The sequence below is a fragment of the Leucobacter sp. MMO-125 genome (assembly GCF_037148395.1).
Lineage (GTDB): Bacteria > Actinomycetota > Actinomycetes > Actinomycetales > Microbacteriaceae > Leucobacter.
Genome location: NZ_JBBCTL010000001.1, coordinates 296,396 through 320,426, shown reverse-complemented (window position 1 = coordinate 320,426; position 24,031 = coordinate 296,396). Strand labels below are relative to the sequence as shown.

Annotated in this window: 20 protein-coding genes and 1 other RNA gene; 11 read left to right on the top strand and 10 right to left on the bottom strand. The window is 65.6% G+C overall.

Annotated features, from left to right (window positions below; genetic code table 11):
• Window positions 1-49 precede the first annotated feature (49 nt).
• Genes WFI54_RS01480 through WFI54_RS01470 form a run of 3 tightly spaced genes read right to left on the bottom strand, consistent with a single transcriptional unit; the run spans window position 50 to window position 3,036 of the window.
• A complete protein-coding gene (locus WFI54_RS01480) occupies window positions 50-697 on the bottom strand; it encodes an MBL fold metallo-hydrolase (RefSeq protein ID WP_336651029.1) in 648 nt (215 codons plus the stop codon).
• Between the two features lie 14 nt (window positions 698-711).
• Window positions 712-1,560, bottom strand: a complete 849-nt coding sequence (locus WFI54_RS01475) for a universal stress protein (protein WP_336651028.1) — start codon at window positions 1,558-1,560, stop codon at window positions 712-714.
• 36 nt (window positions 1,561-1,596) lie between these two features.
• Window positions 1,597-3,036 carry a glyceraldehyde-3-phosphate dehydrogenase gene (locus WFI54_RS01470; RefSeq protein ID WP_336651027.1) on the bottom strand — a complete coding sequence of 480 codons (1,440 nt, stop codon included), beginning with the start codon at window positions 3,034-3,036 and terminating at the stop codon, window positions 1,597-1,599.
• A 215-nt stretch (window positions 3,037-3,251) separates the two neighbouring features.
• Between WFI54_RS01470 and WFI54_RS01465 the strand changes: the two genes are divergently transcribed.
• The 6 genes from WFI54_RS01465 to rnpB all read left to right on the top strand — a co-directional run bounded on the left by WFI54_RS01465 (window position 3,252) and on the right by rnpB (window position 8,061).
• Window positions 3,252-4,160 carry a MetQ/NlpA family ABC transporter substrate-binding protein gene (locus WFI54_RS01465; protein ID WP_336651026.1) on the top strand — a complete coding sequence of 303 codons (909 nt, stop codon included), beginning with the start codon at window positions 3,252-3,254 and terminating at the stop codon, window positions 4,158-4,160.
• Window positions 4,161-4,258: 98 nt separating this feature from the next.
• On the top strand, window positions 4,259-5,287 hold the full coding sequence (locus WFI54_RS01460) for a methionine ABC transporter ATP-binding protein (protein ID WP_336651025.1): 1,029 nt from the start codon (window positions 4,259-4,261) through the stop codon (window positions 5,285-5,287).
• The gene (locus WFI54_RS01455; protein WP_336651024.1) at window positions 5,287-5,952 is read left to right on the top strand and encodes a methionine ABC transporter permease; all 666 of its coding nucleotides are present in this window, start codon (window positions 5,287-5,289) and stop codon (window positions 5,950-5,952) included. Before WFI54_RS01460 ends, WFI54_RS01455 begins: the two co-directional genes overlap by 1 nt.
• Before the next feature lie 3 nt (window positions 5,953-5,955).
• Entirely contained in the window at window positions 5,956-6,804 is an 849-nt protein-coding gene (locus WFI54_RS01450; protein ID WP_336651023.1) for a Nif3-like dinuclear metal center hexameric protein, read from the top strand.
• Window positions 6,805-6,943: 139 nt separating this feature from the next.
• Entirely contained in the window at window positions 6,944-7,672 is a 729-nt protein-coding gene (locus WFI54_RS01445) for a zinc ribbon domain-containing protein (RefSeq protein ID WP_336651022.1), read from the top strand.
• Between the two features lie 13 nt (window positions 7,673-7,685).
• An RNA gene (rnpB, locus tag WFI54_RS01440) (RNase P RNA component class A) lies at window positions 7,686-8,061 on the top strand.
• A gap of 7 nt (window positions 8,062-8,068) precedes the next feature.
• Here the strand turns inward: rnpB and map are convergent.
• Window positions 8,069-8,938 (bottom strand): type I methionyl aminopeptidase, encoded by an 870-nt coding sequence (gene map, locus WFI54_RS01435; protein WP_336651021.1) that lies wholly within the window; start codon window positions 8,936-8,938, stop codon window positions 8,069-8,071.
• A 101-nt stretch (window positions 8,939-9,039) separates the two neighbouring features.
• On the opposite strand from map, the gene WFI54_RS01430 reads away from it, so the two are divergent.
• The 5 genes from WFI54_RS01430 (at window position 9,040) to WFI54_RS01410 (ending at window position 15,742) form a co-directional block, all read left to right on the top strand.
• The gene (locus WFI54_RS01430; RefSeq protein ID WP_336651020.1) at window positions 9,040-9,246 is read left to right on the top strand and encodes a methionine aminopeptidase; all 207 of its coding nucleotides are present in this window, start codon (window positions 9,040-9,042) and stop codon (window positions 9,244-9,246) included.
• An 86-nt stretch (window positions 9,247-9,332) separates the two neighbouring features.
• The gene (locus WFI54_RS01425; RefSeq protein ID WP_336651019.1) at window positions 9,333-10,670 is read left to right on the top strand and encodes a glutamine synthetase family protein; all 1,338 of its coding nucleotides are present in this window, start codon (window positions 9,333-9,335) and stop codon (window positions 10,668-10,670) included.
• A gap of 13 nt (window positions 10,671-10,683) precedes the next feature.
• Window positions 10,684-13,734 (top strand): bifunctional [glutamine synthetase] adenylyltransferase/[glutamine synthetase]-adenylyl-L-tyrosine phosphorylase, encoded by a 3,051-nt coding sequence (locus WFI54_RS01420; protein WP_336651018.1) that lies wholly within the window; start codon window positions 10,684-10,686, stop codon window positions 13,732-13,734.
• 276 nt (window positions 13,735-14,010) lie between these two features.
• Window positions 14,011-14,601: a DNA-3-methyladenine glycosylase I gene (locus tag WFI54_RS01415; RefSeq protein ID WP_336651017.1), complete on the top strand. Its 591-nt coding sequence runs from the start codon at window positions 14,011-14,013 to the stop codon at window positions 14,599-14,601.
• Window positions 14,602-14,644: 43 nt separating this feature from the next.
• Complete coding sequence (locus tag WFI54_RS01410) at window positions 14,645-15,742, top strand: N-formylglutamate amidohydrolase (protein WP_336651016.1); 1,098 nt, start codon at window positions 14,645-14,647, stop codon at window positions 15,740-15,742.
• Window positions 15,743-15,758: 16 nt separating this feature from the next.
• On the opposite strand, the gene WFI54_RS01405 is transcribed toward WFI54_RS01410, so the two are convergent.
• The 6 genes from WFI54_RS01405 to lpdA form a co-directional block, all read right to left on the bottom strand.
• Window positions 15,759-17,165, bottom strand: coding sequence for an anaerobic C4-dicarboxylate transporter family protein (locus WFI54_RS01405; protein WP_336651015.1), 1,407 nt, complete (start codon window positions 17,163-17,165; stop codon window positions 15,759-15,761).
• 193 nt (window positions 17,166-17,358) lie between these two features.
• Window positions 17,359-18,783, bottom strand: coding sequence for a type I glutamate--ammonia ligase (gene glnA, locus WFI54_RS01400; RefSeq protein ID WP_336651014.1), 1,425 nt, complete (start codon window positions 18,781-18,783; stop codon window positions 17,359-17,361).
• 144 nt (window positions 18,784-18,927) lie between these two features.
• Window positions 18,928-19,359, bottom strand: a complete 432-nt coding sequence (locus WFI54_RS01395) for an RDD family protein (protein WP_336651013.1) — start codon at window positions 19,357-19,359, stop codon at window positions 18,928-18,930.
• A gap of 5 nt (window positions 19,360-19,364) precedes the next feature.
• Window positions 19,365-20,054, bottom strand: a complete 690-nt coding sequence (locus WFI54_RS01390; RefSeq protein WP_336651012.1) for a DUF4191 domain-containing protein — start codon at window positions 20,052-20,054, stop codon at window positions 19,365-19,367.
• Between the two features lie 653 nt (window positions 20,055-20,707).
• Window positions 20,708-22,447, bottom strand: a complete 1,740-nt coding sequence (gene sucB, locus WFI54_RS01385; protein WP_336651011.1) for a 2-oxoglutarate dehydrogenase, E2 component, dihydrolipoamide succinyltransferase — start codon at window positions 22,445-22,447, stop codon at window positions 20,708-20,710.
• Between the two features lie 43 nt (window positions 22,448-22,490).
• A complete protein-coding gene (lpdA, locus tag WFI54_RS01380; RefSeq protein ID WP_336651010.1) occupies window positions 22,491-23,864 on the bottom strand; it encodes a dihydrolipoyl dehydrogenase in 1,374 nt (457 codons plus the stop codon).
• Window positions 23,865-24,031: the final 167 nt, after the last annotated feature.

Below are 24,031 nucleotides of genomic sequence, written 5' to 3'. Positions count from 1 at the left end.
GCCCTTGCCGCAATGCGACACCACGGCACGCAACGGTGCTGAGAGCCGACTACCAGCCTCGTGCGAGCCACGCCTCAAGATCTGGCATCTCATCGGCCACCGCGGTGACATCGCCGTGGCCCGGCCTGGCGACGGTCGCGCCAGGCAGTGTGAAGAGACGAGTGCGGATCGACTCCACGATCTGATCGAAGCTCGAATACTCCCAGCGGGTCGCACCCGGACCACCCCGGAAGAGGGTATCGCCGGAGAACACCGTTCCGAGCGCCGGCGCGATGAAGCACACCGAACCGGGGGTGTGGCCGGGCGTGTGCGCGACCGCGAGTTCGACACCGGCAACCAAGAACGTTGCACCGTCGGCGAGCTCGAAGTCGGGCAGCGCGTCGCCGTGCGTCTGCTGCCAAAGGAACAGATCCGCAGGGTGCAGGTACACGTGCGTGTCGAGCTGCGCTGCAGCAGCCAGCGCAGCGTTCACATGGTCTTCGTGGCCGTGAGTGAGGAGGATCCCGAGGGCGTCCCGCTCACCCACCGCAGCCACGATCGCTTCGGCGTCGTGCGAGGCGTCGATGATGAGCGCCTGCTCGTCGTCGCCGATGATCCACGTGTTGTTCTCGAGTTCAACCCCATCGACCGGGTAGCCGGGGCGACCCGCGCCGACGAGGCCGCGGGTCACCACCTTGTCGATCCGTGCAGCAGACATGAGGCTCAGACGGTTCAGCTACGGGTCACTACGACGGGGCACGGCAATGCCTGCAGCACACCGTGACTCACCGAGCCGAGCAGCAGACGCGAGATGCCGCCGCGGCCGCGGCTACCCACGACGAGCAGCTCCGCACCCTCAGCCGCCTGTACCAGCGCGGCCACCGGGGGCGACTGCACGATCTCACGACGAATCTCGAGATCGGGGTAGCGTTCGGCGAGGCCGGCCACACCGATGGCGATGGCCTCCTCAGCCGCGGAGCGCTGCGACTCGACAAGCTCCTCGCTCCACAGATACTCGAGACCGGGTGTGAGGGGAGGCATCCACGCATAGACCGCGATCAGAGGCGAGCCGCGGAACGAGGCAGCCTCGGCGGCGACGGCGATCGCCTTCTTCGAGGCTTCCGAGCCGTCGACGCCGACAACCACACCGGGCTTCGGCTCGGCCGCCGCGACCGCGGGGATCACGGCGACCGGGCAGTGCGCGGTCGCCGCGACCTTCACCGCGCGCGTGCCGAAGAACGAGCCGGCGAAGCGGCTGCCGTTGTGAGCGCCGAGAATGAGCAGGTCAGCTCGCTTCGAGGCCTCCTCGACCTCTGCGATCGGGTGACCGACCACCGCGGTGCCCGAGATCTTGCCGGTGAAGCCGAGGTTGCGAGCGTACTCGGTCTCGGCCTGCAGCATCTGCTCGGACGCCTGCTGCGCTTCCGAGAGGAACGCGACGCTCTCCGAGAGGAAGGAATCGTCTGCGACGTGCAGTAGTTCGACCTCGGCGCCGCGCTCGGAAGCGCGGGCGAGACCCCAGGCGAGTGCGACCCGGCTCTGCTCGGATCCGTCAACACCGATGAGGTACTTCAGTGACATCTTCGTTTCCTTTCTCTCGGTTGCGCGGCGCTGGGCTCAGGCCTTCAGCGCCGGCAGATGCGCAGGGTGGCTCCCCGCAAGCTGCTCGATGATACGTACCACCTGGCAGCTGTAGCCGTACTCGTTGTCGTACCAGACGTAGACCACAGCGCTGTCGCCAGTGACGATCGTCGCGAGGCCATCGACGATGCCCGCGCGGTTCGAACCGACGAAGTCGTTCGACACGATCTCGGGGGAAGCGACGTAGTCGATCTGGGTGCGCAGTGCGCCGGTGAGCGACACCTCCTCGAGGAAGGCGTTGATCTCATCGCTCGTGGTCTCCTGCTCGAGCTGCAGGTTGAGCACGGCCATCGACACGTCGGGGGTGGGAACGCGGATCGCGTTGCCGGTGAGCTTGCCCTCGAACTCGGGCAGCGCCTTCGCGACGGCCTTCGCGGCGCCGGTCTCGGTGAGCACCATGTTCAGCGCGGCGGAGCGGCCACGACGGTCACCCTTGTGGAAGTTATCGATGAGGTTCTGATCATTGGTGTACGAGTGCACGGTCTCGACGTGGCCTCGCTTCACACCGAAGCGGTCGTTCAGCACCTTGAGCACCGGGGTGATCGCGTTGGTGGTGCACGATGCTGCGCTGAGGATGGTGTGCTCGTCGGTGATCTTGTCGTTGTTGACGCCGTACACCACATTGAGCATGTCGCCCTTGCCGGGTGCGGTGAGCAGCACGCGGGAGATGCCCTTGTTCTGCAGGTGCTGGCCGAGGCCGTCGGCGTCGCGCCAGCGGCCGGTGTTGTCGACGAGGATCGCGTTCTCGATGCCGTACTCGGTGTAGTCGACGCTGGCCGGGTCGTTCGAGTAGATGACCTGGATGCGCACACCGTTCGCAAGGATCGCGTTCTCGTCTTCGAGCACCTTGATGGTGCCGTTGAAGGGGCCGTGCACCGAGTCGCGGCGCAGCAGGTTGGCGCGCTTCACGAGGTCGTTCTCCGAACCGCGGCGCACCACAATCGCACGCAGGTTGAGGCCGTTGCCGCTGCCCGAGTGGTCGATGATGATGCGGGCGAGCAGGCGGCCGATGCGCCCGAAGCCGTAGAGCACCACATCAGTGCCCTCACCGGAACTCGCGTCGAGCACCGGCGCGAGCTGCTCGCGCAGGTAGGCCTCGACGTCGTCGCCACCCGAGGCGCGGAAGTCGTTTGCGAGCAGGGCGAGGTCGAGCGAGACCGGGCCCGGCTGGATGCGGGCGAGCGCCTCGACGATCGCAGAGGTCTCGGCCAGGGGCAGCTCGACGTCATCGATCTTGTGCGCGTAGTAATGCGCGCGGATGATGTCGATGGGGGAGCGGCCCACCAGGCTGCGACCGTGCACCGACATGACGACGTCGTGGTCGCGGTAGAGCTGGCCGATCAGCGGAATCATCCGCTCTGCGAGTTCCTGCTTCGCCTTCCAAGCTTCGAGGTGAGCATCAGCACGCTGAATCATGTGAACGGAGGGTTCCTTCCAACACTGTCATGAAGAGAATCGGCCTGCCCGCCGAAGACGCTTGTTCGTCTCTGCCAGTATCCCACGAACCACCTTCGATGACGTCGTGTGACACCCTGATTTCTCGGGTCGGAGCGGGATCCTGCACGCTTGATCCCGTACCCGCCGCGCCCGCTGCGCTGCGTTCCACCCGCACATCGATCATGAGGAGCATCATGACCTTCAAGAAGCGCGGCCTTCTCGCCGCCTCGTTCACCGCGCTCGCGCTGGCAGCCACGACGGCGCTCGCAGGCTGCTCGGCCCCCGCAGCAACGGAGGGCGGCGACAGTGCATCCGAGACCGTGCGCATCGGTGTTGTCGGCGCGAGCGATCCTTACTGGGAGACCTTCACCGCGGCTGCCGCCGAGGAGGGCATCGAGGTCGAGCTCGTCGACTTCACCGACTACAACCAGCCGAACCCGGCTCTGAGCGAGGGCGAGCTCGACCTCAACCAGTTCCAGCACATCGTGTACCTCGCCGACTACAACGTGGCGAACGACGACGACCTCGTGGCGATCGGCTCGACCGCGATCTACCCGCTCGGCGTGTTCTCGACCAAGCACGACAAGCTCGCCGACATCCCCGAGGGCGGCACCGTCGCGATCCCCTCCGATCCGACGAACCGCGCCCGCGCGCTGAACGTGCTGCAGGCGGCAGAGCTCATCAAGCTCAGCGACGGCGGCAGCCTCTTCTCGACCCCCGACGACATCGACGCCTCGGCGTCGAAGGTGAAGGTCACTGAGATGGACGCCTCGTTCACCGCGACCTCGCTCGCCGACGTCGATGCCGCGGTCGTGAACAACGACTTCGTTACCGACGCGGGCCTGAAGTTCGACGAGGCGCTCTACCAGGACGACCCCGAGGATGACGGCGCGAAGTACTTCATCAACATCTTCGCGGCGCGTGCCGAGGACAAGGACAACGAGACCTACAAGAAGCTCGTCGAGATCTACCAGACCAACCAGGATGTGCAGGACGGCGTCTTCAAGAACTCGGGCGACAGCGCGATCCTCGTGCAGACCCCGGTCTCGGAGCTGCAGCAGATCCTCGCCGACTCCGAGGCTCAGGTTCGCGACAACAAGTAGCCGCGCTGCGCGCAGCGCGAGCAGCGATTAGGATCGGGGCGTTCGGTGATACCGGGCGCCCCGATCCGCATCCGCAGCAAGCAGGAGGGAGACCGCGCATGACGCGAGTCCAGTTGATCGGCGTCTCGAAACGCTACCCGGGCCGAGGGAAGGGTGCGGAGCCTGTGGTCGCCGTCGACGACGTCTCTATCGATGTCGCCTCCGGCGAGATCCACGCCATCATCGGCTACTCCGGCGCCGGCAAGAGCACGCTGCTACGGCTCGTCAACGGGCTCGAGCAGGCGAGTTCGGGGCGCATCCTCGTGGGCGACGACGAGATCACCAGCCTGCCCGAGGCGAAGCTGCGTGCGGTGCGCGGCCGCATCGGCATGATCTTCCAGCAGTTCAATCTGTTCCACTCGAAGCGAGTCTCGAGAAACATCGAGTATCCACTCGTGGTGGCGGGCGTCGCGGCGGCCGAGCGCAAGCGGCGCGTGGCCGAGCTGCTCGACTTCGTCGGCCTCGCCGACAAGGCCGAGGCCTACACCGATCAGCTCTCCGGCGGCCAGAAGCAGCGCGTGGGCATCGCCCGCGCCCTCGCCACGAACCCGGGCGTGCTGCTTGCCGACGAGGCCACGAGCGCGCTTGACCCGCAGACTTCGCAGGAGGTGCTCGCGCTGCTGAAGCGCGTCAATCAGGAGTTCGGGATCACGATCATTCTCATCACGCACGAGATGGAGGTGGTGCGCGAGGTCGCCGACCGCGTCACCGTGATGGACGGGGGCCGCGCGGTGGAGCAGGGCGGCGTCTTTGATGTCTTCTCGAGCCCGCAGAGCGCCACGACGAGGCGCTTCGTGTCGAGTGCGCTGCCCACGGAGCCCGAGGCTGAACATCTCGAACAGCTGCGTGAGCGTCATCGCGGCCGGCTCGTCACCCTGACCTTCCGTGATGGCAATGTGGATCAGCCTGTCGTGTTTCGCACGCTCGCCGAGCGCGGCGTCGGCGTTAGCATCGTGCACGGCGGCATCACGGACGTGGGCGGACGCAGCTTTGGCAAACTCACCCTCGAACTCATTGGCGAGGAGCTGCGCGTCGAGCACGCGATCGCGGCGCTCGCGCAGGAAACCGACCTGGAGGTGCTGGCCTGATGGACAAGCTCATCGAGCTGCTCGCAAACGGCAAGTTCCTCGAGGCGACGATCCAGACCCTCGTCTATGTCGTCTTCGCGATGGGTATCGGGGGTGTGCTGGGCCTCGTGATCGGTGTGCTGTTGACGGTCTCCCGGCAGGGCGGCATCCTGCAGAACCGAGCGCTGTACTGGATCTTGAACTTCCTCGTGAACTTTTTCCGGCCGATCCCGTTTGTCATCCTCATCGCGGCGATCCAGCCCCTCGCGCGCATCGCTGTGGGGACCGGCATCGGCGACCGCGCCCTGATCTTCGTACTTGTCTTCGCCGCGACCTTCGGCATCGCCCGCCTCGTCGAGCAGAACCTGCTCACCGTGCCGCCGGGAGTGATCGAGGCGTCTCGCGCGATGGGCGCCGGGCCGCTGCGCACGATCCTCACGGTGCTCATTCCCGAGGGTCTTGGCCCGGTGGTGCTCGGCTACACCTTCGCGTTCATCGCCGTGGTCGATATGACCGCGATGGCCGGTGTGATCGGCGGCGGCGGTCTGGGTAATCTCGCGCTGCAGTACGGGTACCGGCAGTTCAACCCGTGGGTGACGTGGGCTGCGGTGCTCATCATCATCGCGATCGTGCAGCTCGTGCAGCTGCTCGGCAACGTGATCGCGCGCAAGCTGCTCAGGAGGTAACCGGTGTCATTTAGGATCAGCACTCTCAGTGATCTGCAGCGGATCGCGGAGGAGTTCTGGCCGGCTGCGACTGCAGAGGGCTGGGATCGTGTCGGCCTCATCTCAGGGGCCGGCAACGCACCGCTACGGCGGGTGCTGCTCGCCGTCGATGCTGTCGCGGCGACCGTGGATGAGGCGATCGAGCTGGGAGCCGACGCACTGCTCACCCACCATCCGCTGCTGCTGCGCGGCGTGCACACGATCGCCGAGGACACGGCGAAGGGCGCGTTACTCGCGAAGCTCATTCGCGGGGGCTGTGCGCTGCTCTCAGCGCACACGAACGCGGATCAGCCGGAGGGGGGTGTCTCAGCGGTGCTTGCCGAACGCCTGGGGCTCGCTCACGCTGAGGCGATTGTGCCCGCGGTCGGCCCACGGCCCGGCGAGGTGTTCGGTGTGGGGCGCGTCGGTGAACTCTCGGAGGCGATCTCGCTGCGTGCGTTCGCCGAGCGGGTCGCTGCGATCCTGCCCGCTACTGTTGGTGGTGTGCGCGTTGCCGGTGACCCGGAGCGGCCGGTGCGGCGCATCGCGTTGCTCGGCGGCGCGGGCGACAGTCTGCTCGATCACCCGTCGGTGCGAGGCGCCGACGTCTACCTCACCTCGGATCTGCGCCACCACCCCGCGCAGGAGTCGCTGGAGCAGTCACTGACGGTGGGCGGCCCGGCTCTCGTCGACGTCGCTCACTGGGCCAGCGAGTCGCTGTGGCTTGACGGCGCTGCCGAGCGGCTGTCGGCCAGGCTGCCCGGTGTTGAGTTCATGGTGAGTCGTCGACGCACCGATCCGTGGAGCTTCGCCGTGGGCGGGCCCGCGAACTGAACGGCGCTGCGTCGGGCGGAGCGCCGCACTCCGCTGCCTCGGACAACACCGTGCACCGGACCGGTGCGCGGCGAACGCTCTGAGAATTCGGCACCGTCTGCGGGAACCTCGGCCAGTGCCGCCCCGGTAGGCTGGAGCCATGAAAGCCAGCCCTCGCCAGCAGCAGCTGCTGCTCGACCTGCAAGACCTCGACAACACGATCGCCAGGTTGCGCCGCAAGCGCAGCACGCTGCCCGAGCGGGCGGAGCTCGAAGGGCAGAGCGGTGAGGCTGGTGAGGCCAGAAATCGTTTCATGGCGGCGCAGCGCGACCTCGACGCGCAGAACGCAGAGATCGCACGCCTCGAGACCGATGTGCAGCTCGTGCGCCAACGTCGGGAGCGCGACGAGGAGCTGATCGCCGTCAGTACCTCCTCGAAAGAGGCTCAGGCGCTGCAGCACGAACTCGACACCCTCGCACGGCGGCAGAGCGAGCTCGAAGATCGCGAGCTTGAAATCATGGAGGTGCAGGAGCGGGCGCAGGCCGAGTTCTCAGCCGCGCAACAGGTGCTCGCAGGAGTGGACGAGCGACGCGCCGCGATCCGCGCCAAAATCTCCGAAGCCGAGCAGCGCATCGATCAGGATCTCGCGACATACACGGCGGAGCGGGCAGGGCTCGCAGCCGAGCTGCAGCGCGATCTGCTCGATCTCTACGAAGAGCTGCGCGGTCGCCTCGGGGTCGGGGCGGCACGGTTGCGCGGTGGGGTTTCCGAGGCGAGCCACATGGCGCTGACGCCCGCCGAGCTCAGCGATATCCGGGCCGCCGCGCCTGACGAGCTGGTCTTCTGCCCGGGAACGGGCGCGATTCTCGTGCGGGTCGAGGGGGAGTAGACTGGTCGCCGGAACGGGCCGGCGGACGGTCGCGTCGCAGCGCTTCGGCGCATGCGCCGAGGAACGTCCGGGCTGCACAGAGGAGAACGGTGGGTAACACCCACCCGGGGCAACCCGCGAGAAAGTGCAACAGAGAGCAGACCGACCTCCCGGTGCAAGCCGGGAGGCACGGGTGAAAGGGTGGTGTAAGAGACCACCGGCGTCTGTGGTGACACGGGCGGCCAGGCAAACCTCGTTCGCAGCAAGGCCAGACAGCAGGCGTTGACGCTCCTCGCCGAGCCTGCGGGTAGGCCGCTAGAGGGTACTGGCAACAGTGCCCCGAGAGAGATGACCGTCACCGGCCGCTTCGGCGGCCGGGACAGAACCCGGCGTACAGCCGGCCCGTTCCCCCTCTGCTCACTCCGAGACGGTGAGCAGCTCGAAACCGTTCTCGCGCACCACGATCGTGTGCTCGAACTGGGCGGTGATGCTCTTATCCCGCGTGGTGACGGTCCAGCCGTCGTCCCACTGATCCCACTCATGAGAACCGAGCGTGAGCATGGGTTCGACGGTGAAGACCATGTTCGGCTTGATCACGTCGCCGTAGGCGGGAGCCGAATCGTAGTGGGGGATGATGAGCCCGGAATGGAATGACGAGCCGACGCCGTGCCCGGTGAAGTCGCGCACCACCCCGTAGCCGAAGCGCTTCGCGTAGGTCTCGATGACCCGTCCGATCACATTCACCTGACGGCCGGGCTTCGCCGCCTTGATGCCGCGCATCATCGCTTCGTGGGTGCGCTCGATGAGGAGATCGACATCTGCGGCAACCTCGCCAACGCGGAAGGTGCGGTTGGTGTCGCCGTGGAAGCCGTCGAGGTAGGCGGTGACGTCGACGTTCACGACGTCGCCCTCACGCAGCACGGTGTCATCGGGGATGCCGTGACAGATGACCTCATTGACGGAAGTGCACGAAGAGGCGGAGTAGCCGCGGTAGCCGAGCGTCGACGGGTAGGCGCCGTGGGACACGACGTACTCGTGCGCAATCCTGTCGAGCTCCGCGGTGGTGATTCCTGGGCGCACCGCAGCTCCGACGGCATCGAGCGCGCCGGATGCGATGCGGCCGGCGGCGCGGATACGCGCGATCTCGTCTTCGGTGTAGGTGTCGTCACCGGTGTACGCGGGCGGCACGGCGAGGCCGACGTATGGTGGGCGAGCGATGTGCTGCGGCACCGTGCGCGGCTGCGGAGTGGATCCCGGAATCAAATGACCGTGTGCGTCGAAGGGCATACCTCTAGTCTATGAAGTGAGCCCGATGCTTCGGGCCCGGATCCTCCGGGTGCCGACGGGTGTCGAAGAACGCGCGATCCGCGCTGAGCGAGGAGGCCACGATGAGCAAGCAGGACTGGGGAGTCGACGACTCCGAGACCACGTACTGGTACAACACGCGCACCGGGCAGGTCGAGGAAGGGCCGCAGTCGCTCGGAATCGATCGGATCGGCCCGTTCGCAACGCGCGAAGAGGCGGAGAACGGCCCCGCCAAGCTGCAGGAGCGCGCCCGGGAGTGGGCCGAAGAAGACGCCAGAGAAGATTCGTAGGCGACAGTGCACCGCTCCCCGAAACACTGATGTCACAGGGGCGCGCTAGTCTGTCCATGACCGTCAACTGAGCGAACGGAGCCGGCGTGAGCAAACAGCGCGATTTTGTTCTTCGCACCATCGAGGAGCGGGGCGTCAAGTTCGTCAGGCTCTGGTTCAGCGATGTCTCTGGCACCTTGAAGTCAGTGGCGCTCGCGCCTGCCGAGGTCGAGGGTGCGTTCAGCGAGGGCATCGGCTTCGACGGCTCTGCCATCGAGGGGCTCACCCGCGCCTACGAGTCCGATCTGCTCGCGGTGCCCGATCCGTCGACTTTCCAGCTGCTGCCCTGGCGCAGCATGTCGGCGCCAACCGCACGCATGTTCTGCGACATTCGCACCCCCAACGGCGAACCCGCCGTCGCCGACCCCCGCAACGTGCTCAAGCGCACCCTCGCGCAGGCTGCCGAGCAGGGGTTCACCTTCTACACTCACCCCGAGATCGAGTTCTACCTGCTGAAGTCGGCAGAGTACGGCCCGGAGGGCCCGATCCCGGTCGACCGCGCGGGCTACTTCGACAATGTGCCCGGTGGCACCGCCCACGACTTCCGCCGTGAGAGCGTTGCGATGCTCGAAGAACTCGGCATTTCAGTCGAGTTCAGCCATCACGAGGCCGGCCCCGGCCAGAACGAGATCGATCTGCGCTACGCCGACGCCCTCACCATGGCCGACAACATCATGACCTTCCGCACCGTGGTGAAAGAGGTCGCCATTTCGCAGGGCGTGCACGCCACCTTCATGCCGAAGCCGCTCGTCGGGCACCCCGGTTCTGGTATGCACACCCATCTCTCGCTCTTCGAGGGCGACACGAACGCCTTCTATGATCCGGGCGCCCTCTACCAGCTCTCGCAGACGGGCCGCCGCTTCGTGGCGGGTCTGCTGCGACACGCACCAGAGATCACTGCCGTCACCAACCAGTTCATCAACTCCTACAAGCGTCTCTGGGGCGGCGACGAAGCGCCCTCCTTTGTCAGCTGGGGGCACAACAACCGCTCGGCGCTCGTGCGGGTGCCCATGTACAAGCCCGGCAAGGGCGGTGCCGCACGCGTCGAATACCGCGGCATGGACAGTGCAGTGAACCCCTACCTGGGCTTCTCGGTGCTGCTCGCCGCTGGTCTCAAAGGCATCCGTGATGAGTACGAGCTGCCGCCCGAGGCCGAGAACAACGTGTGGGCGCTCAGCGACGGCGAACGCCGTGCGATGGGCTTCGATCCGCTGCCCACGAGCCTCGACCACGCCCTCGCGGTGATGGAGCGTTCCGAACTGGTTGCCGAGACGCTGGGCGAGCAGGTGTTCGCCTACCTCATTCGAGACAAGCGGCGCGAAGTGAGCGAGTACCGCTCGCAGGTCACACCCTACGAGCTCGGCTCGATGCTCGACACCATCTAAGGGGCATCCCAGCGTGGTCGAGCCGACAGTCCTGCGCCTCGCCGAAGTGGCGCGTGCTGGCTTCAGGGAGCTCTCCTCCGCGCGAGGCGAGCTGCACGCTCTCGCCGAAGCGCTCCAGGCGCCCGTCGGTGCACTGCTCGAGGCGTATGCACGTGCGGCCGATCCCGACGCCGCGCTGATCCGCATCAGACATCTCGCCGATGCCCACCCCGAGCAGCTGCGGGCGCTCAGCAGCTCGCAGCTGCGGCGGCTCTGCCTGCTCATCGGTGCCTCACCGGCGATGGGCGACTTCTTCGCCAGGCGCCCCGAGCGGCTCGGCGAGATTCTCGAGCGCGGTGGCCGGGTGATCAGCGCCGAAGAAGCGCGCACCGCGCTGCTTGACGCGGTTGTCGACACCAATGCCGATGGCGGGGATGGCGCCGGCCAGGTGCGCGCAGCTGAGGCCGGCTGGAACGCGCTGCGGGTACGCTACCGCGAACTGCTCGCCGAACTGATGCTTTTCGATCTGAGGCGCGGCGCCAAAGGCGATGCGCCCGCCGTCTTCGAAGAGGTCGCGCTGTCGCTGTCAGCGCTCGCCGGTGCTGCGATCGAGGCCTCACTCGCGGTGGCACGGGCCACCCTCGCAGCTGGCGGAGCCGGCCCACAGATCGCACCCGAGCGTATTGCCGCCGCGCAGCTCGCGGTCGTCGCGATGGGCAAATGCGGGGCAGAAGAACTCAACGTGGTCTCCGACGTCGACGTGGTCTTCATCGCCGCAAGCGCAGATGAAGACGTACTCGACGGTGATGCGCTGATCCGCGTTGGCACCCGCCTCGCGAGCGAAACCATGCGAGGGATCCACGATCCGTTGCTTGAGCCGCCGCTGTGGCAACTCGACGCCAATCTGCGCCCGGAGGGGCGCCACGGTGCCCTCGTGCGCACGCTCGGCTCGATGCTCAGCTACTACGAGCGCTGGGCGAAGGCGTGGGAGTTCCAGGCCCTGCTAAAGGCGCGGCCCCTCGCCGGCGATCTCGCACTCGGCGGCGAGTTCGTGGAGCGCACCCGGCAGTTGGTGTGGGCGTCGGCGTCGCGCGAAGATTTCGTGGGCTCGGTGCAGCGTATGCGGCAGCGCGTCACCGAACACATCGCAGACGACGAGCTCGAAGTGCAGCTCAAGCTGGGCCCCGGCGGCTTGCGCGACATCGAGTTCAGCGTGCAGCTGCTGCAGCTTGTGCACGGCCAATACGATGACCGTCTGCATCTGCGCGGAACGCTGCCGGCGTTGCGCGCGCTTGTCGAGGGCGGCTACGTGGCTCGCAGTGACGGCGACAGGCTCGCCGCCGACTACCGTTTTCTGCGGGTGCTCGAACACCGTTTGCAACTGCGCGAGCTGCGTCGTACCGCGATCATGCCCACCGACGATGAGGCGCTGCGGGTGCTCGCCCGCGCTTCCGGCCTCGCGTCCACCGGCACCGACATGCTGCAGCGCTGGGAGCGCACCAAGCGTGAAGTGCGCGAGCTGCACCTGAAAATCTTCTACGCGCCGCTGCTGAGCGCGGTCGCAGCCCTGCCCGAAGAAGAACTCGTGCTCGGCAGCGACGAGGCGCGCGCACGTCTCGTGAGCATCGGCTTCCGCGATCCTGACGGGGCGATGCGGCACCTCGCCGCGCTCACCCGCGGCACCTCCCGGCGGGCGCGCATCCAACGCAATCTCATGCCGGTGCTGCTGCAGTGGCTCGCCGAGGGCACCGACCCCGATTTCGGTCTGCTCGCGTTTCGCCGCGTGAGCGAGGCGAACAGTGAAACGCCCTGGTATTTGCGTCTGTTGCGCGACGGCACGGAGGCCGCCGAACGGCTGACCCGGGTGCTGTCGTGCTCGCGTTTCGCCGCCGAGCTGCTCGAGTCCCTGCCAGAGTCGGTGGCGTGGCTGGAGCGCGATGAGCAATTGCGCCCCGTGGGCCGTGATCAACTGTTTGCTGAGATGCGTTCGCTCTCATCACGCCGTGACGGCGCAGAGGCAGCTGCTGCTGCGCTGCGCACGGTGCACCGGCGCGAGGTGCTGCGGCTGGCGATGGGCAGGGTGACGGGGGTCATCGGCGAGGCCGAGGTTGCTGCGGGGCTTGATGCGGCGCACACTGCGCTGCTCGACGCGTTGCTCACCGCGATCAGGCTCGATGCTGCCGCGAAGTGGGAAGGCGAACCGCTTGAGGTCGCGCTTGTGGGAATGGGCCGTTACGGCGGGGGAGAGCTCGGCTTCGCCTCCGATATCGATGTGGTCGCGGTGTTCCGCGCGCCTGAGGGGGTGGCTCCGGATCTCGCTTCTCGTGAGGGGGTGCGGCTGATCTCGGAGCTGCGCCGGCTGGTTTCGGATCCGCGTTTCCCTGTCGACCTCGATTTCGATCTGCGGCCCGAGGGGAAGAACGGCCCGCTCGCTCGCAGCCTTGAGGCGTACCGCTCCTACTATCGGCGTTGGTCGGTGACGTGGGAGGCCCAGGCGCTGCTGCGCGCCAGGGTGGTGGCGGGTGATGCCGCGCTGGGCGCCGATTTCATTGCCTTGGCCGATGAGATCCGCTATCCCACGGAGTTCGGTGACGCTGAGGTGCGGGAGGTGCGGCGGATCAAGGCCCGCGTCGAGGCGGAGCGGCTGCCGCAGGGGGCGGATCCGCGCCGGCATTTAAAGCTTGGCCCTGGCGGCATCAGCGACGTTGAGTGGTTGGTGCAGTTGCTGCAGTTGCGCGAGGGAGCTCGCTTCGAAGCATTGCGCACGGTTTCGACGTTGCGCGCTTTGGCGGCGGCGAGCGAGCTCGAATTGCTCGATCCGATCGATGCCGAGCACCTTGCCGACTCGTGGCGGTTCGCGAGCCGGGTGCGCAGTGCCTTGAAGCTGTGGACGGGCCGTTCTTCTGATTCTTTGCCTGTCGATCGGAGCGATCTTGATGGCATTGCCGGGGTGCTCGACCTGCCTCGGGGCCGCACATTCGAGCTTGAGGAGCGTTGGTTCGCGGTGTCCCGTCGTGCCCGCACCGTCTTCGAGCGCGAGTTCTTCGGTTACACGGATCAGGACGTGCGCTTCCCACTGCCGTGACCTCGTTCACCGTCACGATACGCAATATCATCACGAAGTTCACGCTCAGGTCTTCCCTACAGCGTTACCGAAGCGTAATCTGATCGTTATGCAGTACCTACAGTCATTTCTCGAGGCCCTCCTCGCTGAAGACGGTGCTGAGTTCGAAGACGAACTCGAATCCTGATCGGTGAGCCACGCGACAGCGACGTCGCCTGACACGAAAGAGCGAAGCCCCCGGCCCTGCGGCCGGGGGCTTCTGCTGTGCCGGATGGCTCGGCTTGATAGCCTGTCTTGGTGAACACGATCGTGACGGGGTCTGATGGAATCGCTCGCTGCGGCTGGGTCGGAGACGACCCGGAGTACCGCCGCTACCACGACGAAGAGTGGGGTATTCCGCTGCGGGGAGACCGTGCGCTGTTCGAGAAGATGTCGCTGGAAGGTTTTCAGGCGGGGCTCTCGTGGATCACGATCCTGCGCAAGCGGCCCAATTTTCGTGAGGCATTCGCAGGTTTCGAACCAGCCAGGGTCGCAGAGTTCGATGCCGATGACGTTGCTCGTTTGATGGCCGATGCCGGCATCGTGCGCAATCGCGCGAAGATCACCGCCGTGATCGGCAATGCTGCTCTGGTGCGTGACATGCGGGGAGGCGAACTTGACTTGCTGATGTGGTCGTTCGCGCCTTCGGGTGACGCTGCCCGCCTGCGCCCCGCTTCGATGGCGGAGGTGCCTGCCACCACGCCCGAGTCGACGGCACTGAGCAAGGAGCTGCGCCGGCGGGGTTTCCGGTTTGTGGGGCCGACCACCATGTACGCGCTGATGCAGTCGGCCGGCATGGTCGACGACCATCTCGCGGGGTGCTGGCGGGCTTCCGAAGCTCCGTTGTAGAGCATTCCTTGGGAAACCCTGTCCGGGCGGCTACGCTGAGGCCATGAGCGGTCTCGATCTCATTTCCGCAGGTACAACGTTTTCTGCCGACGAAATCACGCATTGGCAGGGGAAGACTAACGGTGGCCGCACGCTCGAGCAGGCTATTTCGCAAGCTGATGTTCTCGTGACCACCCCGCATTCAGGTTCCGCAATTCCTGAAGAGATCGCGGAGTTCATCTCACCCGCTCTCACTCGACGCTTGCAGAATGACTTCTCGGACGTTGCCACGGCAGGCGTTGTGAAGCGCTGGGCCGAGATCGATCCTCGAATTGTTGCTGTGATCAACCCGCATCCGCGTCTCGTGCGCGACCCGAATCGCGCGAAGCCAGATGACGTGCGCGCGAAGCTAGCCGAGGCGATTGCGCGCGTGAGGGCGGCGGGTCCCTGGCAGAGAGTTGACCTCACCGGTGTTGATGCGATCCGGCCGGTGACCTTCTCCTTCTTTCCAATAATTGAGATTCCCGAGAACTCCGCAGACCTCGATCGGCTGGTTGACGCGTTCGCTACCACCGCTCAGCAAGGTGTCGACGTCTACCAGCGCACCTGTGAAGATCTCGTAGACAGATTCGTAGCTCGCGGGCTCGAACATGGAGGCAGCTTCACCCGACTCTCGTTTCACGACACGATGAACACCACCACCACACGAGAGGGAGCGGTGAACGTCGAGCGCCTGCTCCAAGATCGGCTGCCAAGAGTGGTGGCTCTGTCGAACCGAGGTGATGCTCGCGGCGAGTCGCGAGGCCCCGACGATCCTCCGACCATGCTCCCTGCAGGTCTCAGACGGCTGGCCGAGTCACACCGGGAGGGCTTCCAAGTACGCGAGCCTGAAGATGTCGCGCTCAACCAGCCATACCTCGGAAGCCAAGAAATTCTTGTCGACGGCCAGAAGTTTCGAGACCTCGCGGAGGAAGCCAGAGCAGCTGGACTTGTGCTCGGAGCGGTACAGGCAGAGTTTCTTCGTGAGTTTCTGCTCGGTGAAGCTGCGACGGAAGAGCTCCACCGGCCCGGAATTGACTGGGTCGACGAGGATCAGGCGCACATTGATATGATCGCCCGCAGCTGTATGCGATCGTGGAATCTGTTCCGCGAAAGTGCATGATCTGGGGAGCGTAGCGCTACCCGCCCCAGAGCGCACCGAACAATGCGCCGAACACGATGGTAATCGCAGCCAGAACCAACGTCGGTACGAAGAACGAGTGGTCGTAGAGCTTGGTGCCGAGTTTCGTCGAGCCAGAGGTGTCGAAGTTCGCGGCGGCAATCTGCGAACCATTCGTGGGCAGAAGATAGATACCTGCAAATGCTCCGGCCCACATGCCCGACAGCAGTCCGAGCGGTACGCCTGCAGCCAAGCCGATGGGCACGATGGTGCGGGTGGCGGTTGACTGGCTCGTTGTGAGAACGCAGACGAGGAAGATGCCGAGCGCGAAGATCCACGGGGCGACCTCTACGAGCGCGCCAACACCACCAGCGATGAGATCGGTGTGCGCCGAAAGGAAGGTGTCGGTGAGCCAGGCGAGACCGAAGAGCGCAATTGCCGACACCATGCCTGCTTTGAACACTGTTGTGGTCGGTATCTCCGCGACTTTTGGGCGAGATACGAGCAAGATGATCGTGCCGACCGCAAACATCACGATTTCAATAATCGGCGTCATAGAAACTGGGTCACCGGCTCCGTCGAGTGGGCGCAGACCTTTCCAGAGCCCGAATATGACGATGGCAACAACGCCAAGGAGAAAGACCAGCGCTGCATTGCGCCCCGACTTGGTGACAGTAACATTTGCCTGGACAGTGGCCCCAGAGTCCCCAGGCGGTGGAATCTCTCCTGACGTGATCTTCGCCTGGATCTCAGGGTCCGCGGAGATCTCCGCGCCGATTCGATTGACGATGAAGCTTGACAACACGATGCCCACGATGGCAGCTGGAATGGTCACCTTTAGGATATCGATGAGCTCGAAATTCCAGGGCGCGACATCGGTGAGCGTGACCATTGCTGCCATTGCAGCTGACACCGGGCTGCAGGCGAGGGCTACACCAGTCGCGACTACTGAGAGCGACAGCGGCCGCGAGGGGCGAATGCCATTGCGATACGACAGATCTTGGATGACAGGCAGCAACGGGTAGAGAATGTTCGAAGTGCCGGCTCCGACTGAGAATACGAATGAGACGAGCGGGGCGACGAGCGTGATCTGCTTGGGGTTCTTCGCGATGAGTTTTGCAGCCACGGAAACGAGCCAATCGATGCCACCGGCGGCCTGCATCATCGAAGAGGCGAGGACGACTGAAAGCACGATGAGCAATGCGTCTACCGGCGGGTTTCCGGGTGTGAGCCTGAAGACGAATACGAGGATCGCTACACCTGTGCCGCCCCAAAGCCCAAGCCCAACACCGCTGGAGCGTGTGCCCATTACGATGCAACCGAGTACGACCAAAAGTTGGGTGATGAACAGAACGGTTTCCATGAGCGGCTCCCCTTCGAGTCTCAATGCCTTGAGGTCAGCGTAGTACCGCGGCTGTTCAGACACCGCACGAAAAGCCTCGAGATAATGCCGCAGCACCTCCAACCGTATGCCGTCGCGACCTCAGTGCGGTCTCCATGCACCCTCATCCGGGGTCAACGACCACTGAAAACGGGCGCTGCAGAGGTCTGATGGCGCAGAGAAGCGCCCCTCGCCACGGAGAGTGGTGAGGGGCGCTTCGCATCGGAAATACGGGTCGTTACACCCCGTAGTACAGCTCGTACTCGAAGGGGTGCACGCGCACTGCCATTGGCAGGATCTCGTACTCGCGCTTGTAGTCGATCCAGGTCTGGATCACTTCTTCGCTGAAGACACCGCCCTCAAGGAGGAACTGGTGGTTCGCCTCGAGTGCATCAAGGGCCTCGTCGAGCGAGCCGGGTACCTGCGGGATGTTCTTCGCCTCCTCCGGGGGAAGCTCGTAGAGATCCTTGTCGATCGGCTCCATCGGCTCGATACGGTTGCGGATGCCGTCGAGGCCGGCCATCAGCTGCGCGGCGAACGCGAGGTAGGGGTTACCCGAGGCATCGGGTGCGCGGAACTCAATGCGCTTCGCTTTCGGATTGGAGCCGGTGAGCGGGATGCGCACCGCAGCCGAACGGTTGCCCGCCGAGTAGGCGAGGTTGACGGGCGCCTCGTAGCCCTTGACCAGGCGGCGGTAGCTGTTGATCGTAGGGTTCGTGAACGCGAGAAGCGCCGGCGCGTGGTGCAGAATGCCGCCGATGTACCAGCGGGCCACATCCGAGAGCTGAGCGTAGCCGTTCTCGTCGTAGAACAGCGGCTCGCCGCCCTTCCAGAGCGACATGTGGGTGTGCATGCCCGAACCGTTGTCTCCGAAGACAGGCTTCGGCATGAAGGTTGCGGTCTTGCCCCACAGCTCGGAAGTGTTCTTGACGATGTACTTGAACTTCAGCACATCATCGGCAGCCTTTACCAGCGTGTCGAAGCGGTAGTTGATCTCCGCCTGGCCGGGAGCGCCAACCTCGTGATGTGAGCGCTCAAGCTGGAGACCAGCCTCGATCAGTCGCAGCGAAATATCGTCACGCAGATCCGCCTGCTTATCAACGGGGGAGACAGGGAAGTAGCCGCCCTTGGCTGGGGTGTGGTGGCCCAGGTTGCCGCCCTCGTCGGCGCGGGCGGAGTTCCAGCCGGCTTCCTCGGAATCGATCTCGAAGAAGGTGCGGCGGGGGGTGGTCTCATGACGCACCGAGTCGAGAATGTAGAACTCGGCTTCGGGTGCGAAGAACGCGGTGTCGGCGATGCCCGTGGAGGCGAGGTACTGCTCTGCCTTCTTCGCGATCTGACGGGGATCCTTCGAGTAGATCTCACCGGTGCGCGGGTTGAAAATGTCGCAGACCAGGATAAGGGTGCGCTCGGCGCGGAATTGATCGATGTAGGCGGTGCTGACATCGGGGATCAACTGCATGTCGGACTCAGCGATGCCTGCAAAGCCGCGGATCGAAGAGCCGTCGAACATCTGCCCGATCTCGAAGAACTCGAGGTCGACGGTGGATGCCGGGATGTTGAAGTGCTGCTGCACGCCGGGGAGGTCGACAAAGCGGATGTCGACGAACTTGACGTCGGTCTCCTTGATGAAGTCGATCACTTCTTTGGGGGTGGTGAACATACTGCTCCTCGATGTCAGATCGGCCGTGCGTTCACGACGTCGCAGGCCGATTGCTTGGTACCAGCCTATGCGAGCCTGATTTCAAATCCGTGATTCGTGTGTTTCGCGGGTGTTACACGGGGGTGCGGATAGCCCTGAACAGGATCAGGCACGGATCAGCACCGTCCCTGCGATCTTGTCGTGGAAGCCGCGCTGATCGGAGTCCCACACGAGCACCGGGATCACGAGGCACAGCAGCAGCGTGCGCACCACTGGCCGCCACAGGCCCACCCAACCACCGGCGATCGGCACGACGCGCATACCGAGCAGGCGGTGACCGATGGAACCGCCGATGGTGGGGATGAACACGATCTGCATCACTGCGAAGATCAGGTAGTTCCACCACTCGGGATGAGCGCCCCCGATGAGCAGGTACGCCGGCAGTGCGGCGAGCCCCCAGTCGAGGAGGATCGCGAGCGTTCGGCGGCCGAGCCGGGCAACGGACCGCGGGCCCGCATCGGGGAGACCGAGGCGCTCACCCGGCCACTTGCTGGGCTCGAGATCGCCGAATCGTTGCGGAGCGGAGGGCGCTGGCATGGGGCTCAACGCGGGCGCTGCGGGCGAACCCGATTGGGGTCCATGCCTTTGGGGATGCCCACAGGTGTGGCCTGTAGCGAGGAGAGCCGGTTGTAGACCGCAGCAACCTCATTGCGGTTGAGCTTGGGCTTCAGGCGAACCAGTGTCTTTGAGAGCTTCGGCAGCGGAACGCCGTCGCCGTCGGGCCCGACATACAGGTGCACGACCTCGACGTTGCGAAGCGCGCGCTTGATCTTGCGTTCCTCGTCGGCAGCCATGCGCTCGGTGCGCTGGCGGGAGCCCTCCGAGATCAGCACGACGCCTCCGCGGCCCACCACACGGTAGACCGCATCCTGGTTGCGGTTCATCGCGACGGGAACCTCGGATCCGCGCCAGGAGCGGCGCAGAGCGCTCTGCACAACCGCGCCCACGGCACCCGGTCGCCCTTCGATCTGCTGGTACGCCATGCGTTCGGCGCGTCGGCCGAGCATGATCATGACCAGCAGGATACCGACGAGCACACCCGTGACCGGCCAGATGATCCACCCGAACCAGCCGCCGGGCAGCAGCCACGCGAGCAGCACGGAGACTGCCACGGGGGCGATGAAGCACAGCAGTAGCACCCAGGGGAGGTTGCGATCGTGAACCTTGGTGGTCTTGTAGATCTCCACCATCTGCCTGATGCGACCGTTGCGCTTCGCCTTCTCTGCTGCCATGCCATCTAGGATATCGGCTCTTGCCGTGCCTGCCGACCGCGCGGCGCCTCTCGACACCCGTAGGGAGTCGGATGTTCGCTCACAGCAGCAGGATTCGGCGAACTTCGGGCGAGTTCTCCACAGATGCCTTTTGTAAGAGTCGTTCACAGTCGCGCACCGGCGAGACTGGTGTCGCGCCCGGGCTCATCTCCGGGAGTCGCAGAGGGGGCGGCATGAGACGAAGCGCACGCACGGTCACGCGGGCCGGAAGTGCCTCGCGGCTCGCGGCCAGGGTGGAGCGGATCTGCCTCGCAGGAATCGAACTCAGGTCACTGGGCGGCTGCGCAGACCCCCGCGGTGGATCAGGCCGTTCGCCAGACGCCCACACCCACGATCGAGGATGCACGGCAATTGGGTTGCCGATGCGTCGCCTCACGAGCGCCGTGCGCGCCTGGGACACCACCGGAGCTGCCGGGCTCGTCTGTGAGGCTCTCGAAGAGGCCGTGGGCGATATTGAGGCGTTCGGAGGCCAGTGGGACCTACAATTCGCGTGCGATGCGATTTCCTATGCGTTGCGCCAGAGGATCACGCCCGCGCCGTGGCAAGACCCATGCAATGAAATGGGCCGCGGCCGCCGATAAGGCGACCGCGGCCCACGCGGGTTCTGATGCGGATCAGATGCCGAGGTTGCCCTCGAAATCGCCGGCCTCAAGACGCTGCTTCACCTGGGTGAGGAATCGGGCGGCGTCTGCACCGTCGACGATGCGGTGATCGTAAGAGAGTGCCAGGTAGACCGTCGAGCGCACCGCAATCGAATCCCCTTCGGGGCCCGAGATCACAACAGGCTTCTTCACCACAGCGCCGGTGCCGAGAATCGCGGACTGCGGCAGGAACACGAGCGGTGTGTCGAAGAGCGCCCCACGCGAACCGGTGTTGGTGAGGGTGAAGGTGCCACCGCTCAGCTCATCGGGGGTGAGCTTGTTGTCGCGAGTGCGCTCGGCAAGATCCGCGATCTCGCCCGAGATCTGCGCGAGGTTCTTCTCACCAGCGGCGCGCAGCACCGGGGTGAGCAGACCGCGCTCCGTGTCGACCGCGATGCTGATGTTCTCGGTATCGGGGTAGACGATCGAGTCGCCGTCAACGGTCGCGTTGATGATCGGGTAGGTGCGCAGCGCCTCAGCAGCGGCCAAAGCGAAGAACGGCAGGAAAGAGAGCTTCGAGCCGGTCTTCTGCAGGAACTCGTCTTTCTTCGCCTGACGCAGACGCGCGACGCGCGTCACGTCGACCTCGACGACGGTGGTGAGCTGTGCGGTGCTCTGCAGCGATGCCACGGCCCGCTCAGAGATCACCTTGCGCAGGCGGCTCATCTTCTGCGTGGTGCCACGCAGCTCCGATACCTGCACCGCGGGGGCAGCTGCTGCTGCCGGTGCCGAGCTCTTCGTCGTCTCGGCGGCGGCCAGCACGTCTTCCTTGCGGATGCGGCCACCAACACCGGTGCCGGCGACCGCCGACAGGTCGACGCCGATTTCGTGAGCGAGCTTGCGCACGATCGGGGTCACGTAGCCTGCGGAGGCAGTCGACTGCGCCTGGGCAGCGGGCTGCTGTGCCGCAGCGGGCTGAGCAGCAGCTGCGGGCTGCGCGGGTGCCGCAGCGGGTGCCGCGGTCGGCTGTACCGTCTCGGCAGCAGGTGCGGGAGCCTCGGCTGCCGCGGGCTGTTCAACGGCGGGGGCCGCTGGCGCGGGGGTGGCCTCGGCCGCCGGCTGGGCGGGGGCGGCCTGGGCAACGGCACCGCTGCCGACGCGCGCGAGCACGCCGCCGACCTCGACGGTGTCGTCCTCCTGCACCACGATCTCCTGCAGCACGCCCGCAATCGGCGAGGGCACCTCGGTGTCAACCTTGTCTGTCGACACTTCAAGGAGAGGCTCATCGACCTCGACGGTCTCACCGACACTCTTCAACCAGCGGGTCACCGTTCCCTCGGTGATGCTCTCGCCGAGGGAGGGCAGCACGATGTCCTGCGCGTCAGCGGAGGTGGCGGCAGCCGGTGCTTCCTGCGCCGCTGCGGGCTGCGCGGGAGCAGCTGCGGGCTGCGGGGCCGCGGGGGCTTCAGCGGCAGGTGCAGCGGGCGCCTCGGGAGCCGCAGCAGCAGGCGCCGCGTTCTGAGCGGATGCACCGCTGCCGTCACCCACGCGTGCGAGCACGGCACCGACCTCAGCGGTCTCGTCCTCTTGCACGAGGATCTCTTCCACCACGCCAGAGACGGGGGAGGGGATCTCGGTGTCGACCTTGTCTGTCGAGACTTCGAGCAGGGGCTCGTCGACCTCGACGGTATCGCCCACGTTCTTCAGCCAGCGGGTCACCGTGCCCTCGGTCACACTCTCGCCCAGTGCGGGGAGGACCACCGATTCACTCATCGTGCTTATCTCCTGTTTCGTTCGTAAAAGTCTGTCGCCGCGCTCAGATGGCGTGCAGCGGCTTGCCGGCGAGCTTCAGCATGGCCTCGCCGATGGTCTCGTTCTGGGTCGGGTGGCCGTGGATGAAGGGGGCGACGTCTTCTGGGTACGCTTCCCAGTTGACGATGAGCTGTGCTTCGCCCACGAGCTCGCCAACGCGGGCACCGATCATGTGCACACCCACCACGGGGCCGTTGTTCACGCGCACGGCCTTCACCGTGCCGGCGGTGCTCAGAATCGAGCTCTTCGCGTTGCCCGCGAGGTTGTACTCGTAGCTGCTCACGTTCTCGGCGCCGAACTGCTCTTTAGCCTTGGCCTCGGTGAGCCCGACGGACGCGATCTCAGGGTCGCAGTAGGTGATCTTCGGGATGTTGACGTCCTGCACCACGACAGGTGCGAGACCGGCGATCTCTTCGGCAACGAAGATGCCCTGCTGGTAGCCCCTGTGCGCGAGCTGCAGGCCGGGAACGATGTCGCCGACGGCGTAGACGCCGGGCACGTTGGTGGCGAGCCGCTCATCGGTAAGCACGAAGCCGCGATCCATTGCGATCCCGATCTCCTCGAAACCGAGGCCCTGCGTCGCGGGGCCTCGACCGACGGCGACGAGCAGGTAGTCGGCTGCCAGCTCGGTGCCGTCTTCGAGCGACACCGAGACGCCGTTTGCATCCTGAGTGACCGACTTGAAGCGCACGCCAATCTTGAAGTCGATACCACGCTTGCGGAAGGCGCGCTCGAGCTGCTTAGAGACAGACTCCTCTTCATTGGGAACCAGGTGGGGGAGACCCTCCACGATGGTGACCTCAGAGCCGAAGGAACGCCACACGCTGGCGAACTCCACACCGATCACGCCGCCGCCAAGGATGACTACTCGCTTCGGGATCTCATGCAGTTCGAGTGCGTGCTCGCTGGTGATGACGCGGCCACCGATCTCAAGCCCGGGAAGCGAGCGTGAGAACGAACCAGTGGCGAGCACGACGTGCTTGCCACTGATGCGATCCTCGCCCACCTGCACCGTGGTGGGGGAGACGAGGCGGCCCTCTCCGGCGATGACAGTGATGCCGTTGGCCTTGAGGAGACCCTGCAGGCCCTTGAACTTACCCGCCACGAGGTTCTCGCGGAATCGGGTGACGCCTGCGATATCGACGCCGGAAACGCTCGTGAGCACGCCGTATGCTTCACCGTCGCGCGCCACATCGGCGATCTCGGCAGAGTGGAGCAGGGCCTTGGTGGGCACGCAACCGCGGTGCAGGCAGGTGCCGCCGAGCTTGTCCTTTTCGATGACGGCGGCGCTGAAGCCGAGCTGCGTCGCACGGATGGCGGCTGCATAGCCGGCGCTTCCGCCGCCCAGAACGACGATGTCAAACTGCTGATCGGCCAAGTGGGATCTCCCTCGGGGTGTTCGCAATGTGTCTCGGCGGCCCGGGGTGGTGTCGGGCGCACTGCGTCCAGCCTACACCCGGCACTGTGTGGTGGCTCGGGTGCTCGGCATGCGGCGGGCCGGTTCGCTGTCGGCGTGACGGCGCACGGGCGCGCCGTGCTCGTGGC